Origin of the sequence: Sporosarcina sp. resist, assembly GCF_014302295.1 — a bacterium.
Classification (GTDB): Bacteria; Bacillota; Bacilli; order Bacillales_A; family Planococcaceae; genus Sporosarcina; species Sporosarcina psychrophila.
The window spans coordinates 4,495,731-4,510,382 of sequence record NZ_CP060287.1 but is presented as its reverse complement, the minus strand read 5'-3'; the positions used below and the strand labels follow the sequence as shown (position 1 = coordinate 4,510,382).

14 protein-coding genes are annotated in these 14,652 nt (G+C 42.2%); 9 read left to right on the top strand and 5 right to left on the bottom strand.

From position 1 onward, the window contains the following. The first annotated feature begins 62 nt into the window (after window positions 1-62). The 8 genes from H7992_RS21525 to H7992_RS21490 all read left to right on the top strand — a co-directional run bounded on the left by H7992_RS21525 (window position 63) and on the right by H7992_RS21490 (window position 8,844). The gene (locus tag H7992_RS21525; protein ID WP_187045957.1) at window positions 63-2,237 is read left to right on the top strand and encodes a DNA topoisomerase III; all 2,175 of its coding nucleotides are present in this window, start codon (window positions 63-65) and stop codon (window positions 2,235-2,237) included. Window positions 2,238-2,337: 100 nt separating this feature from the next. Beyond that, a complete protein-coding gene (locus H7992_RS21520; protein WP_067213296.1) occupies window positions 2,338-2,940 on the top strand; it encodes a hypothetical protein in 603 nt (200 codons plus the stop codon). A 63-nt stretch (window positions 2,941-3,003) separates the two neighbouring features. Continuing rightward, entirely contained in the window at window positions 3,004-3,495 is a 492-nt protein-coding gene (gene ybaK / locus H7992_RS21515) for a Cys-tRNA(Pro) deacylase (protein WP_067213293.1), read from the top strand. Between the two features lie 126 nt (window positions 3,496-3,621). Then, window positions 3,622-4,254 (top strand): YczE/YyaS/YitT family protein, encoded by a 633-nt coding sequence (locus H7992_RS21510; RefSeq protein WP_067213292.1) that lies wholly within the window; start codon window positions 3,622-3,624, stop codon window positions 4,252-4,254. Between the two features lie 99 nt (window positions 4,255-4,353). Then, on the top strand, window positions 4,354-5,421 hold the full coding sequence (locus tag H7992_RS21505) for a hypothetical protein (RefSeq protein WP_067213289.1): 1,068 nt from the start codon (window positions 4,354-4,356) through the stop codon (window positions 5,419-5,421). A 36-nt stretch (window positions 5,422-5,457) separates the two neighbouring features. Continuing rightward, the gene (locus H7992_RS21500) at window positions 5,458-6,690 is read left to right on the top strand and encodes a glycine C-acetyltransferase (RefSeq protein ID WP_156476113.1); all 1,233 of its coding nucleotides are present in this window, start codon (window positions 5,458-5,460) and stop codon (window positions 6,688-6,690) included. A gap of 164 nt (window positions 6,691-6,854) precedes the next feature. After that, on the top strand, window positions 6,855-7,559 hold the full coding sequence (locus H7992_RS21495; RefSeq protein ID WP_187045956.1) for a DNA alkylation repair protein: 705 nt from the start codon (window positions 6,855-6,857) through the stop codon (window positions 7,557-7,559). Window positions 7,560-7,899: 340 nt separating this feature from the next. Continuing rightward, on the top strand, window positions 7,900-8,844 hold the full coding sequence (locus H7992_RS21490; RefSeq protein WP_187045955.1) for an L-threonine 3-dehydrogenase: 945 nt from the start codon (window positions 7,900-7,902) through the stop codon (window positions 8,842-8,844). Window positions 8,845-9,333: 489 nt separating this feature from the next. On the opposite strand, the gene H7992_RS21485 is transcribed toward H7992_RS21490, so the two are convergent. The 5 genes from H7992_RS21485 to H7992_RS21465 all read right to left on the bottom strand — a co-directional run bounded on the left by H7992_RS21485 (window position 9,334) and on the right by H7992_RS21465 (window position 13,793). After that, window positions 9,334-10,686: a YjiH family protein gene (locus H7992_RS21485; protein ID WP_187045954.1), complete on the bottom strand. Its 1,353-nt coding sequence runs from the start codon at window positions 10,684-10,686 to the stop codon at window positions 9,334-9,336. Window positions 10,687-10,967: 281 nt separating this feature from the next. Beyond that, window positions 10,968-11,651, bottom strand: a complete 684-nt coding sequence (gene bshB2 / locus H7992_RS21480) for a bacillithiol biosynthesis deacetylase BshB2 (RefSeq protein WP_067213280.1) — start codon at window positions 11,649-11,651, stop codon at window positions 10,968-10,970. A gap of 19 nt (window positions 11,652-11,670) precedes the next feature. Then, a complete protein-coding gene (locus H7992_RS21475; RefSeq protein WP_067213278.1) occupies window positions 11,671-12,021 on the bottom strand; it encodes a YojF family protein in 351 nt (116 codons plus the stop codon). 611 nt (window positions 12,022-12,632) lie between these two features. Further along, window positions 12,633-13,466 (bottom strand): bifunctional hydroxymethylpyrimidine kinase/phosphomethylpyrimidine kinase, encoded by an 834-nt coding sequence (gene thiD, locus H7992_RS21470; RefSeq protein ID WP_067213275.1) that lies wholly within the window; start codon window positions 13,464-13,466, stop codon window positions 12,633-12,635. Window positions 13,467-13,526: 60 nt separating this feature from the next. Then, window positions 13,527-13,793, bottom strand: coding sequence for a hypothetical protein (locus H7992_RS21465; protein ID WP_067213274.1), 267 nt, complete (start codon window positions 13,791-13,793; stop codon window positions 13,527-13,529). A gap of 64 nt (window positions 13,794-13,857) precedes the next feature. On the opposite strand from H7992_RS21465, the gene H7992_RS21460 reads away from it, so the two are divergent. Further along, window positions 13,858-14,652 carry a DUF4230 domain-containing protein gene (locus H7992_RS21460; RefSeq protein ID WP_255428515.1) on the top strand — a complete coding sequence of 265 codons (795 nt, stop codon included), beginning with the start codon at window positions 13,858-13,860 and terminating at the stop codon, window positions 14,650-14,652.

The window sequence follows — 14,652 nt, the reverse complement described above, 5'->3', positions numbered from 1 at the left end:
CCCGACATGCATCCAATCGCGTTCTCCCGTATAATCGATGTATGAAGAAGGGGGATTTACCTATGTCTAAATCACTTGTATTAGCTGAAAAGCCATCCGTAGCTCGCGATATCGCGCGGGTACTCGGCTGCAATAAAAAAGGAAATGGATTTCTTGAAGGAACCAATTATATCGTGACGTGGGCGCTGGGCCATCTAGTGACACATGCGGATCCAGAAGGCTATGGCAATGAATTCAAGGAATGGAAACTTGAACATTTACCGATTATTCCTGCACCGTTCAAACTGGTACCCATCCGCCAGACGATGAAACAGTTTAATGCAGTTAAAGCACAGCTTCTGCGCAACGATGTGAAAGATATTATCATCGCGACGGATGCGGGGCGTGAAGGGGAACTTGTTGCACGCTGGATTCTAGAACAAGCGAAAGTTCGCAAGCCTGTTAAACGGTTGTGGATTTCATCGGTCACCGATAAAGCGATTAAAGATGGTTTCAACAACTTGAAAGACGGCCGCGCTTATGAAAACTTATATCAGGCAGCAGTAGCCCGTGCGGAAGCAGACTGGGTTGTCGGCATTAATGCAACGCGTGCGCTGACCGTTAAATACAATGCCCAACTTTCAACGGGACGTGTTCAAACTCCGACACTTGCTATGATTGCAGAACGTGAGCATCAAATCCGTGATTTTAAGCCGAGATCATTCTACGGTATGCAAGCATTGACGGAAACCGCGAAGTTTACATGGCACGATAAAGCGGGTCAAACGCAGTCGTTCGATAAAGAACAGGTTGAAAAGTTACTCGAGAAAATTGACGGGGTTCATGCTGGAAAAGTGATAGAAGTAAAAACGACACCGAAGTCACAGCCAGCACCGCATTTATTTGATTTAACAGAGCTCCAGAAAGAAGCGCACCGTCGTTGGTCGTGGTCAGCGAAAGAAACGCTGTCGACATTGCAAAATTTATATGAGCGCCATAAAGCGGTGACGTATCCGCGTACCGATTCGAAACATCTGACATCAGATATGGAAAGCACTTTGAAAGAGCGCATTAAAGCTGTGGATATTGGTCCATACCGTAAAGCGACCAACTCACTTCTGCGTGCTGGCACTGTTAAACCGCAGAAAGGCGTCATTGATGACAAACGTGTATCAGATCATCATGCCATCATTCCTACCGAGGAAACGCCAATTCTTCAAAACTTATCTGATAAGGAACAACGTTTATATGATTTAATCGTCAAACGTTTTTTAGCTGTCTTCTTCGGTCCGTTCCGTTATGACCAAGTAACCGCTGAACTCGCAGTTGGCGGGGAGACATTCAAAGCAAAAGGGCGTACTGTTACGGATGAAGGCTGGAAAAAATTTTATTCGACAGAGGAAGAAGAGCTAGACACGGATACACTTCCACCATTTACAAAAGGTGAAGAAGTGAAAATTCAAGCCATCGTTATGACGAACGGTCAAACAAAACCGCCTGCTCGATTCAATGAAGGAACTTTGCTTGCAGCGATGGAAAATCCTTCGCAGTTCATGCAGGGTGAATCAAAAGAACTTATCAAAACAATTGGTGAAACAGGCGGACTCGGAACAGTTGCAACACGTGCAGATGTCATTGAGCGGCTATTCAACTCGTTTGTTATGGAGAAAAAAGGCAATGATATTTACACGACATCTAAAGGACGCCAGTTGCTTGAGCTCGTTCCGGAAGATTTGAAATCACCGGCACTAACAGCTGAATGGGAACAAGGGCTAACAAAAATTGCGAATGGCCAGATGAAAAAGGAAGAATTCATGAAAAATATGATTGGCTTTTCGAGGCAAACCGTTACTGAAATTAAAACAGATGATAAAAAATATAAACATGATAATGTCACGGGGAAAGCGTGTCCAGATTGCGGTAAACTACTGTTAGAAGTGAACGGCAAACGTGGCAAAATGCTAGTTTGTCAGGACCGTGAGTGCGGTCATCGTAAAAACGTCTCAATGCTGACGAATGCCAGATGCCCAGTTTGTAAAAAGAAATTGGAGATGCGCGGGGAAGGCGACGGACGAATTTTTGTTTGTAAATGTGGTCACCGTGAGAAGTTATCGGCATTTGAGAAGCGTAAAGAAAACTCAGGCGGTAAGAAAGCCGATAAACGCGATGTTCAGAAGTACATGAAAAAACAAGGAGCACCGGAAGAGTTGGAGAATACGGCGATGGCAGATGCGCTAAAGAAACTATTCGATAAGTGATTCCTTTATAGCGCTTTCGTAGGGTTTATTCTTCAAAATGAATTGGGTATACTTGAGTTAATAGATTTATGCAAATACGACAGTGTGGAGGTGAAGTAAGATGAATGCCGTTATGACCCAAGCTATAGCAAGCGATCCTATACAACGATATGATGCAAGCAGGCGCAGGAATGCTGAAAGTGCTTATAATCGTAATGTGCAATACAATGGGCAGAATCAGAAAACGGTTGAAAATCTAGAGGCTTTGTTGATAGGTAAGAAAGAACCTGAAATCGATCAATCGAAGAGGCCTGAACCTCGGCAGCTTGGCGCAGGACAAATGAAGCAGATTGCGCTGCCGATTGGAACGACGCTTGAAGAGACGATTGCTAGTTGGAAAGATGTGCGGGCTGAAGCAATATCAGAACCGGAACCGACAACGGCGGATTATAATCTTGCAGCAACTGCATCAGCAAAAATTATGCGGACAGAAGCGCAGATCATATTGCACAACAGGGCTCAATCCGAAATTGACATTACCTCAGCACGTGAAGAAGCCGATACTGCAAAAATGGCATCCAAAGAACTTCCCTCCGATCTCGAGCGCGAAATACTCATTACGCAAAGACGGTACGAAAAGGCGATTTCATCTTATTCTTTTCAAGTTTTAATGAAACAGAAGGGATTTGAAATCGATCGGCCGAGCTTTTATAAAATTGCATGAACGGATACGGAAGGTCGCCTAGTAAATGGCGACCTTTTGTTGTTGGAAAGGTGAGATGAACGAATGGCAAAGCAAGGTAAGCAAGTAAAAACCAATGCAGTGCGGATTTTGGATGGGGAAAATGTAATCTACGAACTAATGGAATATGACGTAAACGATGGTTTGGTGGATGGGATTTCCGTCGCTGAAAAAACAGGACAAGCAGTGGATGTCGTTTATAAGACGCTCGTCACGATTGCAGGACCGCGTGAACTATTCATTTTTTTAGTGCCAGTAGCGGACGAACTTGATTTGAAAAAAGCGGCAAGAGCTGCTGAAGTGAAAAAGCTTGATATGCTACCGTTGAAAGAGCTGACGAAAGAAACGGGCTATGTGCGCGGAGGCTGTTCAGCTGTCGGGATGAAAAAGAAATACCCGACATTCATTGACAAATCAGCCGAAAGTCTCGACTCGATGATTGTTAGTGCGGGTAAACCAGGATTACAAATGAAACTGATTCCCGGAGAGTTGGCTAGGGTGACTGAAGCACTTTTTATCGACATAGTGAAAAGTTGACGGTCTGTATATAGGATAGAAGCCATGTTACAATGAATAGATTACAAGTAAGACATTCACGTTAGCTACGTGGGTGTCTTTTATTATTGCTAGCTACTTACACTATCATTAGGGAGAAGGACTTATATGAGAAAGATATTAATATGGAGATGGACATTCTTTTTGGTGGGTATGATGGTTCTGTCGCTAGGCATTTCAATGACGATTAAAGGTCAAAAACTTGGAATCGCCCCGTGGGATGTATTGCATGTCGGATTGTACAAAAACTTCGGCTTGACGATTGGAACATGGGGGATTATTTCAGGATTCATTATTATCATTTCAACTGCTGCTGTTTTGAAAGAATGGCCGCAGATTGGCACATGGCTGAATATGATTTTAATTGGACTCTTTATCGATTTATTCAACTGGCTGCTACCAGATATCACTTCGATGGGTGCGCAAATACTGATGTTCTCAGTGGGTGTAATTGTTATGGGGTATGGCGTTGGAATCTATATTTCACCAAATATCGGAGCGGGTCCGCGGGATAGTCTTATGCTCGTCTTTGTTAAAAAAACGGGAGCCAGCGTAAAAAAAGTTCGTACTACACTTGAAGTCATTGTCGCACTTATAGGCTGGTTATTCGGCGGTCCAATTGGAATTGGGACAGTGTTAATTGCTTTATTCTTGGGGCAAATTGCTCATTATACATTGCCACAATGCCGCAAGTTCTTGTTGAAAGTTATCGGCGAAGAGGAAGAAGACGCTTTATTTTAAATAGAAACTCATTAATTATTTTTAAGCATGTGCTTCGAGCCGTGCTTTTTTTTATTGTCTGAGCATACGTTAATCGTATGTACAGAAAGGATGATCGGTATGTATGGAACGATAACCCAATATATGGGGACAGCCTATACAGGTGCTGGTATCTCCCATAAATATGACAAACTAATTGCATCGGCTTCACAAACGTTTTTTCTAAAATGTCCACCGACAAACGCCATCTCAAACGTGTTGAATGAAGCTACTACGCATTACTTAAAGCGTGGCTATGACGTCGATCGATTCATGGATCCTGTGCAACCCGACAAAACAGATGCAATTTATGTTAAAGGACCGAACTTGCTTATTCTACAAGCGTCACATCCAGTTGCACTCGAACCAGCGGATATCGGTGGAAAGCACAAAGTGATCAGTTTTTACGATGTCTATGATGAAGTCAAGTTGGTTGGGCAAAATGGAATAATTGTGGAGAAATTAGCTGAGTCTGGAATTGCACTAGGCAAAGCATTGCAATCGCTAGCGGAAGCAAAAGATATTCATGACGATTGGGAGAAAGTGAATATCAGAAGGATGATGTGGGAGGTTCATGAAAACAAAATAGCATCATTAAAAGAAGAATTATTTGGAACAATCAAGCTGAATAAGGAAGCGGCTGTCTCGCACAGGCTAATCGGTTCATTGACATCTGGAGGAGCGCAAGATTTCATCCCATCCATTACGAAGCGTTTGGAACGGAGAATTCTTATTAAAGGCCTTCCGGGAACCGGGAAATCGACACTTATGAAAGCGCTTGGCTCCGAAGCGGAAAAGCGTGGATTTGACGTTCAATATGGCTGGTGTGGGCTGGATCCAGCGGGAGTCGATTTAGTTATTTTCCCTGAACTGTCGGTATGTCTTCTTGACGCAACGAATCCACATGTTTACGATGTGGAATATCCGGGGGATGAATTGCTGGACCTCGTGCATATGTGTGAGGAAGATGCAGAGGCGGAAAAGGAAATCAGTGTAATTCACGAAGCCTACACGGAGAAAATGCTTGACGCGGCTGGCTATATGCAGGCCTATGCACAAGCGGAAAATAGCATGAAAGCTACGATGGATACTGCGATTATGCCATCCGTTTTTGAAAAAAAATCGAAAATTCTTTCGGAACTAACTTAACAAGTATGCGCTTTATACTACGATTGGGCCGGTCGTATGCTAAAATGGGGGTATCATTTGTTTGAAAGGAAGATTACATTGTCAAAAAAACTCACTGCATTTTTACAGGAGAATCTAAAAGAACTTCGTGATCAAGGACTTTACAACGAAATTGACCCTATTGAAGGACCAAACGGCCCAATCATTAAAATTAAAGGAAAAGATCTTATTAACTTGTCTTCAAATAACTATCTGGGACTTGCAACAGACGAAGATTTGAAAAAATTGGCGATTGCCGCAACTGAAAAATACGGTGTCGGTGCAGGTGCAGTCCGTACAATCAATGGTACGCTCGATATCCACGTTCAGTTGGAAAAGAAGCTTGCTGAGTTCAAAGGAACGGAAGCTGCAATTTCTTATCAATCGGGCTTCAACTGTAATATGGCGGCAATTTCCGCTGTCATGACTAAAAAAGACGCGATTCTTTCGGATGAATTAAATCACGCATCTATTATCGACGGCTGCCGCCTTTCCGGTGCGAAAGTCATTCGTGTTAATCACCAAGATATGGACGACCTCCGTGCAAAAGCAAAAGAAGCAACGGAATCCGGCCTGTATGAAAAAGTGATGTACATTACGGATGGCGTGTTCTCGATGGACGGCAATATCGCCAACCTTCCTGAAGTTGTGAAAATCGCGAAGGAATTCGACTTGATCACTTATGTCGATGACGCGCACGGTTCAGGCGTTACTGGTAAAGGAAAAGGGACCGTCAAACATTTCGGTCTTGAAAAAGAGATTGACCTCCAAATGGGTACCCTATCGAAAGCAATCGGTGTTGTCGGCGGCTATGTTGCAGGAACGCAGGAATTGATTGACTGGCTGAAAGTTCGTTCACGTCCATTCTTATTCTCGACGGCACTTCCTGCAGGGGATGTCGCTGCGATTATGGGCGCATTGGACAAGATATCGGAATCCACAGAGCTGCATGATAAACTGTGGGAAAACGGTAATTACTTAAAAGCGGGACTTAAGAAATTAGGTTTCAATATCGGTGCTTCTGAAACACCAATCACACCATGCATCATCGGCGAAGAGAAGCTGACACAACAATTTTCTAAACGGCTTGCGGAAGAAGGCGTCTATGCTAAATCAATCGTCTTCCCAACAGTCGCTAAAGGAAAAGGTCGCGTCCGCAACATGCCAACTGCAGCGCATACCAAAGAAATGATTGACGAAGCACTCGTTATTTACGAAAAAGTTGGTAAAGAACTGAATGTAATTTCATAATAAATGAGGAATCCCGGATGGCTTGTATGCTGTCCGGGATTTTTTAGGGGTTAGAAGGATCACTGTGGAGTCATGGCAAGCAATCACTTAATCAATCGACTGGACCTAAACTTGCATCCTTCAAGACAAATAGGAGAAAATGAAAAGAAAAAGGGGGAACCCTGATGACGTTTGAAGAAGTTATGAAGCAGCTTGAAGAATTCGGCAATGAACAAACGAAGACAACATTCTTGAATCATGGAGCATCCGAACCGTTTTTCGGTGTTCGTGTAGGCGATTTGAAGAAAATCTTAAAGTATATTAAGAAAGATCATGAGCTAGCGCTTCGACTTTATGACACTGGAAATTCGGATGCGATGTATCTCGCAGCGCTTGCAGTGGATCCAAAACTGATGACAGAGGATGTTCTTCAGCGGTGGGTAGACGCGGCGAATTGGTATATGAATGCAGAATATGCAGTGGGATGGGTTGCAGCGGAGAGTCCAAATGCGCTTAAACTTGCAAGGGAATGGATTAGGTCTGACCGTGAAATGACGGCGGTTGCCGGTTGGAGTACTTATTCGAATTATATTACGTACGCAGGAGCGGATGAGCTGGACTTGAAAGAAATAAGTTCATTTTTACAAGAAATCCGTAACACCATTCATGAAGCGCCTAACCGAGTGCGCTATAATATGAATCAGTTCGTCATTTGCGTAGGAGCCTATGTACCTGAAATCCGTGATGAAGCAAAAAAAGTTGCAGAAGCAGTTGGGAAAGTACATGTCGATGTCGGAAATACTGCGTGTAAAGTTCCGCTTGCAACAGATTATATTGAGAAAGTACTAACACGCGGTGAACCGAAGAAAAAGAAAACGGTTCGCTGTTAATGAAAATAGAGTAATATCAACGAACAAGCACATACTTATACAAACAAAAAGCCCTTAACTTGGGGCTTTTTTCATTCGCTAAATTTAAAATTCAACTTTTATGAAGTAACATATATCGTTACATGTTGAATTTATTTATCTCACCACCGTGAATCTTATATTTTACTTTAATTATAATGGAGAAGTTTGGTAGTAATTTGTAGAGGTTTAAAACAATGTTGTCTTTTCTAGGAGAACGTTTTATAATGAATTAAAGCTATAGAATCAATGAAGTTATAAAAATATAATTTTAGTGTACTCTCCATAAATACAAACGTTTGAAAGCGGGGAATAATTAATAATGAAAAAAATCATGGTGACGGGTGCTTTAGGTCAAATCGGTTCAGAATTAATTACAAAGCTACGTTCAGAATATGGTACAGAGAATGTCTTGGCGACAGATATACGTCGCACGGATGCAGCAACAGATGGCCCATTTGAAATACTTGACGTGACAGATGCGAACAATATGCATGCGCTTGCAAAGGATTTCGGTGCAGATACGATGATGCACATGGCTGCATTATTATCTGCTAAAGCGGAAGATGAGCCATTATTTGCATGGAATCTTAATATGGGCGGTCTTATGAACGCACTTGAAGTATCACGCGAACTGGATATGCAGTTTTTCACACCAAGTTCAATTGGTGCATTTGGTCCTTCAACACCGAAAAAAGATACACCACAAGACACATTGCAACGACCGACGACAATGTATGGTGTCAATAAAGTTGCAGGTGAATTACTATGCGATTACTATTTCCACAAATTTGGAATGGATACGCGCGGCGTTCGTTTCCCAGGGCTCATCTCATATGTAGCGCAACCTGGCGGGGGAACGACGGATTACGCGGTCGATATTTACTACAAAGCACTTGAAGAAGGGAAATACACTTCTTATATTGCAGAAGGAACACGCATGGATATGATGTATATGCCGGATGCGTTACAGGCGATTGTTGATTTAATGGAAGCCGATCCGACGAAGCTGATTCACCGCAATGCATTTAATGTAACGGCTATGAGTTTTGAACCGTCTGAAATCGCGGCTTCTATAAAAAAACAGATTCCTACTTTTGAAATGGCATACGATGTAGATCCAGTACGCCAGGCGATTGCTGATAGCTGGCCAGATTCGATTGATCCAACAGCTGCTATAAATGAATGGGGCTTCAAAGCGAACTATGATTTGGATAAAATGACAGTGGACATGTTGTCGAAACTGAAAATTAAATTGAATGTGTAAAGTAAAAGCCGCGGGAAATTTTCCGCGGCTTTTATTTTGGAATGAAAGATGGCACTTCCTTATCGAACCGATCATTTCCTATGCCAATCGATCAAATCCCATGCTAACCGATCATATCCTACGTCGACCGATCATAAGCTACGTCGAACCAATCATAAGCTACGCGAACCGATCATAACCTACTTCGAACTGATCATATCCCACGTGAACCGATCATAACTCACGTCGACTGATCATAAGCTACGCCAACCGATCATAAGCTACGCTAACCGATCATACCCCACGCGAACCGATCATATCTCACGTCGACCGATCATAAGCTACGCTAACCGATCATATCCCACGTCGACCGATCATAAGCTACGCGAACCGATCATATCCCATGCTAACCGATCACATCCCACACCAACCGATCATATCCCACGTAGAACCAATCATAACCACCCACAAAAAAGACCTTGCACTAATCTGCAAGGTCTTCATGTTTCATTAAAATAAAAGATGTGCCACTCCTGCGATAATCGGTAATGAAATGATTGTGCGCAAAAGGAAAATGGCAACAAGTTCGAAAAAGTTTACCGGAATTTTTGAGCCTAGCAGAAGTCCCCCAACTTCCGCCATGAAAATGAGTTGTGTTACTGAAACAGTGGCAACAACAAACAATGTCAACTCAGATGTAATCAGCCCATTCGCAAGAATTACAGGCAGGAACATGTCCGTGAATCCGACGACCATAAGTTGCGCCGCCTCTGCCGCCTCAGGGATACCTAGTATGGACAGAATCGGTTCGAACGGTTTCCCTAAAATCGTGAAGACACTTGTATACTCTGCAAGAATTAATGCAATTGTTCCGAAAGCCATAACGACTGGAATAACACCAATCCACATATCGAGGACGTTTTTTAGGCCCTCTGAAAAAGTTTTAACCATTGAACGACTGTTATTCGCTTTTGTTAATGCGTTTTCAAGTCCATGTGAAAAAGCACTGTATCCTTCTGGTAATTTTTCTTCATCGCCAGTAAATGGTCTACCGTCTATGTATTCTTCTTTCTTTTTTGAAAGAGGATAAATCCGCGGCATAATAAATGCAAGGATCAGACCAGTTAAAACGACCGTACCGTAAAATGGTAAGAAGTAAGCGCCAAGTCCAACTTCTTCAATGATAACGATAGAAAATGTAATCGATACAACAGAGAAAGTCGTTCCAATAATGGCTGCTTCTTTCTTCGTATAAAAACCTTCTTCATATTGTTTACTTGTTAGCAAAACACCAATTGTTCCATCCCCAATCCATGATGTCAGTGCATCGATGGAAGAACGACCCGGTATTTTGAAAAGAGGGCGCATGACTTTTACCATCATTGTTCCAAAAAACTCAAGTAAACCGAAATTTAGAAGAAGTGGTAAGAGAATTCCTGCGAATAAAAAGATTGTAAACAGGAATGTAACGAGACCGGTTTCACTTAGCAGAAGTCCCCCAGTATTTTCATTCCAAATAGCTTCTGGGCCAACTTGAAGCAAGGTAAGTACCGCTAAAGTAGCACCTATAATTCGGACGATTGTCCAAAAGAGCGATACTTTGAATAAATTTGTTATAAAGGATGGCTTGGCTTTGTCCCCTCGAATAGCCAAAAATACAACCGAACCAAGTGCCGCGATAATTAGAGTAATTGTAGCGACCCATGGCATAACCGGAGCAATCGCCCCTGATAGTAAATCGGCAAATATGGCAATTGGTATTTTCCAGTCCCCGGCATACTTCATCGGGATCATGAACAAAAGAATACCGAGAATTGATGGAACTAGAAAATAGAACCATGTGGATAAAGCAAATTTTTTCATTTTATATTCCCCTTTTTGTAACAGTATAACATGTATATGGTGAATAATTATACACATTATATTGTTTTATATCTTAATGAATAAAGTATATACTATTATAACTTTTCAGTCTATTGATTTCGGAAAACCTTGTAGCTATCATATAGTAACGAATTTTGTTCTACGGTATAAATAGTTTGATTAGTTAATAAAAATACATGAAAAAAGAGACTATAAAATCAAGGTGATTTCGTAGTCTCTTTCTATATGAATATTCCTGAAGAGAAGCATTTATAATCCTCTTATTCGAAGTCTTTATCCCACTGATAGGTATAAAAACGCTCAAAGTTAAGCCATTTAAGTGCATCTGGGTCCTGCGCTTTCCATTTTATCTCCATGTCTTTCATCATCCAAACGGTTTGGGATGCATGAGCTTTGAGTGTTGCGATTTTTTTATCTGCATTTGCTGAAATATCGTGAATGACATCGGGCTCGCCGAGGACTTCAACGGTATTATTCGCAAAGGCGAGTGTATGAAGTGTAGGACGTTCTGTTTCTGGCATTCTTCGGACTGCACGCACAACTGCACGCGCAGTAGCGTCGTGATCGGGATGAACGGCAAGTCCGGGATAGAATGTGATGACGAGTGAAGGATTCGTTTCTTCAATTAAATCTGCAATTAGTTTAACCATTTTTTCATCATCTTCGAATTCGATTGTTTTATCACGGAATCCCATCATACGTAAATCATCGAGTCCCATTGCTTCACACGCTTTTTTCAATTCTTCTTTGCGAATTTGAGGCAATGTTTCGCGATTTGCAAATGGTGGATTGCCAAGGTTACGTCCCATTTCACCTAATGTTAAGCAAGCGTACGTAACAGGCACGCCGATATCTCTGTAAGAAGAAATGGTACCGGATACACCGAATGCTTCATCGTCTGGGTGGGGGAATACGACAAGTACATGACGTTCTTTTTTAATCATTAAAAAATTGCCTCCTTAATTAATATGTGAATGGTGTTTCGCTGATTTCAAGTGCGACTGCAAGTTTTCCTTCTGCATCGAGTCCCGCCATAAGCAAACGCCCGTGTTCGTCGAGTTTATAATGAGTGATGCCTTGCGCATAAATCCAGCCAGATGGCAGTTTTAATCCGATGCGGTGAGGCGAATCGCCAGCCACTTTACCGAGTTCGAATTTGATAACGATATTGCGAATGAATGCTCCAGCGTTGAATACACTTTCATTGAAGTGGGTAGCATATGAGCCGTTCGTTGTTTCAAGATGGATGTACACATCTTTATTAACAAAAGAAGTTATGAGTTCCTGTAAATGATCTGGTTTTACTAATTCCATGAATAGCCCTCCTTAAAACTGTAAACGTTCTTCTCTTTAGTATATAGAAAGGGGCTGTTGAATGCGATTCATGGGTCTTGACGTAGAGAGTGTTCGACGAATCGAGGAGTTTCCGACGAAATTGAAGAAGTGTCCAACCATTCTCGTAAAGAGTCCAACAAACCGTAAAGCTTCCAACGAAGTTCATGAAGTGTCTAACAAACTCCTCAAGATGTCCAACAGATTTGTAGAAGTGTCCAACCATTCACGGGAAGTGTCCAACAAATCGTAAAGCTTCCAACGAAATTCGTGAAGTGTCTAACAAACTCCTCGAGGTGTCCAACAGATTTGTAGAAGTGTTCAACCATTCGTGGAAAGAGTCCAACAAATCGTAAAGCTTCCAACGAAGTTCGTGAAGTGTCTAATAAACTCCTCGAGGTGTCCAACAGATTTGTAGAAGTGTCCAACCATTCGCGTAAAGTGTCCAACGAATCGTGAAGCTTCCAACGAAATTGGTGAAGTGTCCAACAAACTCCTCGAGGTGTCCAACCATCTACAGAAAGCGTCCAACGAACAGAACAAAAAAAGGCCAAGAGAAAACAGCTCTTGGCCTTTTAATTGAAATAACGTTATTAAATTTCAGTCGTTGTGATTTCAGGTGCGCCGAAACGATTTTTCGCTCCGTGCATAACAGGTCCGACGTATTCGTTCAGTTTCCAGCCGTTTGCAATGGCTGCTGTGACAAATTTTTTGGCCTCAAATACAGATTCCTTTACATCTAGACCATTTGCTAGGTTTGCTGTGATTGCTGCGGCAAACGTACAGCCTGCGCCGTGATTGTAAGTTGTCGCTGTTTTTTCCGCTTCAAGAAGAGTGAACGTTTGGCCGTCAAAGAACAGATCCACGGCTTTATCGTGGTCAAGCTGTTTGCCGCCTTTGATGACAACATTGCGAGCGCCTAGTGAATGGATTTTTTCTGCAACTGCTTTCATATCTTCAATCGTTTTCGGTGTTTTTGTGCCAGCAAGTTGTCCTGCTTCGAACAAGTTCGGTGTTACAATTTCTGCTTTTGGAAGAAGGAACTCAACCATTGCGTCTACTGTTCCAGGATTCAACACTTCGTCTTCACCCTTACAAACCATAACTGGGTCGATGACTACATGACTGAGGCCTGATTCTGAAATCGCGTTTCCTGCAATTTTGATGATTTCTTCTGTGCTAAGCATGCCAGTTTTAATGGCATCGATTCCTGTTGAAAGTGCAGTTTTGATTTGCGATTTCAAAACGTTGACTGGCAATGAGTAAACGCCGTGTGACCAATTATTGTCTGGATCCATTGTCACGATGACCGTAATTGCCGTCATTCCATATGTACCGTGCTCTTGGAATGTTTTTAAGTCCGCAGCAATCCCTGCGCCGCCTGATGTATCGGATCCTGCGATTGTTAAAGTCTTTTTAAGCGTCATAATTGGTCTGTCTCCTTTTTTGGATAAATTCTAACTTAATCTTATCAAAAAAATCGGAAATTACAATTGTCCGATGTTATCAGCTTTCATCATTTTGAAAACGGAGTATGTGAGCAGTGCCGCAATACTACAAATCACAGCAGCACCGATAAAGTGTTTGCTTATCATAAGCCCGATTGCAAGAGCAAACATGACGATAATTCCACACCCTATAAAAATAAGGAAAACGACGAGTCCAGCGTTTTTAGAACGTTCTGGCACGCGATTACCATGTTTCGCGGCTTCAGAAACTTTTTTCATTTTGTCGCGTAATTGCATATCAGCCATGTCGCATCCCTCCCATACAATCGTACCATGTCTTTCTAGTTGTTTGAAAGGGAACTTTCCTATAATGTTAACGTATATGATAGTGTCGGAAAAAGAGGAAAAGAGGGATGAAGTGGCGGATGACAAGAAAATCGAACAACTAATGAAAGAATTAAAAGCTTCCAAAGAACAAACTGCAGTGACGGTAGAAGAAGTAGAAGACCGTCCGCACGGATTTTGGCGTGTCGGGAAAGTGTTTTTTTCGGTATGGAAAAAGTCGTTCATCGCAATTGCCCTTCTAATTTTACTGTTGATTGTCGCTTTGCCGTTTGCAACATTCTTCATTTTAAAACAAGGGAGCACATTTACAGAACAAAAAGGCGCATTCCTTGAACAAATCCAAGACTTGAACGAACTCGCAACTGCTGAAGCTTATACCAAGGTTATCATTGAACGACAAGATAATACATTGTTTGGACAAAGCATCGGACTCAATTTACCAGGAACGAAACGGCAGTTGTTGGTTGTTATTCCGGGATCAGTGAAAGCTGGTGTCGACATGTCCGGCCTTACGGAAAAAGATGTCGTTGTCGATGAAAAGAAAAAAGCAGCAAAACTTACTTTGCCGCCTGCTACCTTTTTAGGAGGAGCAGAAATTTATTTTGATAAGGTTGAAGTGTATTCCTACGAAGGAGTCTTCCGAGAAAAAGCGAATATTGAAGAGGCCTATGAACTTGCCGCTGAAGCAAAAGTGCTTATATTGGAAGAAGCCACAGGACAAGGTGTCTTGCTAACGGCGCAGCAGAATGCCGAGAAAACACTAAAAGAAATGTTTTCATTTGCGGGGTACGATGTGACGATTGAATTCAAGGAGCAGTGA

Bases quoted from the DNA above. Each gene is read 5' to 3' on its own strand.
- H7992_RS21525 (WP_187045957.1), top strand. From the start codon at position 63: ATGTCTAAATCACTTGTATTAGCTGAAAAGCCATCCGTAGCTCGCGAT.
- H7992_RS21520 (WP_067213296.1), top strand. From the start codon at position 2,338: ATGAATGCCGTTATGACCCAAGCTATAGCAAGCGATCCTATACAACGA.
- ybaK (WP_067213293.1), top strand. From the start codon at position 3,004: ATGGCAAAGCAAGGTAAGCAAGTAAAAACCAATGCAGTGCGGATTTTG.
- H7992_RS21510 (WP_067213292.1), top strand. From the start codon at position 3,622: ATGAGAAAGATATTAATATGGAGATGGACATTCTTTTTGGTGGGTATG.
- H7992_RS21505 (WP_067213289.1), top strand. From the start codon at position 4,354: ATGTATGGAACGATAACCCAATATATGGGGACAGCCTATACAGGTGCT.
- H7992_RS21500 (WP_156476113.1), top strand. From the start codon at position 5,458: ATGCTAAAATGGGGGTATCATTTGTTTGAAAGGAAGATTACATTGTCA.
- H7992_RS21495 (WP_187045956.1), top strand. From the start codon at position 6,855: ATGACGTTTGAAGAAGTTATGAAGCAGCTTGAAGAATTCGGCAATGAA.
- H7992_RS21490 (WP_187045955.1), top strand. From the start codon at position 7,900: ATGAAAAAAATCATGGTGACGGGTGCTTTAGGTCAAATCGGTTCAGAA.
- H7992_RS21485 (WP_187045954.1), bottom strand. From the start codon at position 10,686: ATGAAAAAATTTGCTTTATCCACATGGTTCTATTTTCTAGTTCCATCA.
- bshB2 (WP_067213280.1), bottom strand. From the start codon at position 11,651: ATGATTAAAAAAGAACGTCATGTACTTGTCGTATTCCCCCACCCAGAC.
- H7992_RS21475 (WP_067213278.1), bottom strand. From the start codon at position 12,021: ATGGAATTAGTAAAACCAGATCATTTACAGGAACTCATAACTTCTTTT.
- thiD (WP_067213275.1), bottom strand. From the start codon at position 13,466: ATGACGCTTAAAAAGACTTTAACAATCGCAGGATCCGATACATCAGGC.
- H7992_RS21465 (WP_067213274.1), bottom strand. From the start codon at position 13,793: ATGGCTGATATGCAATTACGCGACAAAATGAAAAAAGTTTCTGAAGCC.
- H7992_RS21460 (WP_255428515.1), top strand. From the start codon at position 13,858: ATGTTAACGTATATGATAGTGTCGGAAAAAGAGGAAAAGAGGGATGAA.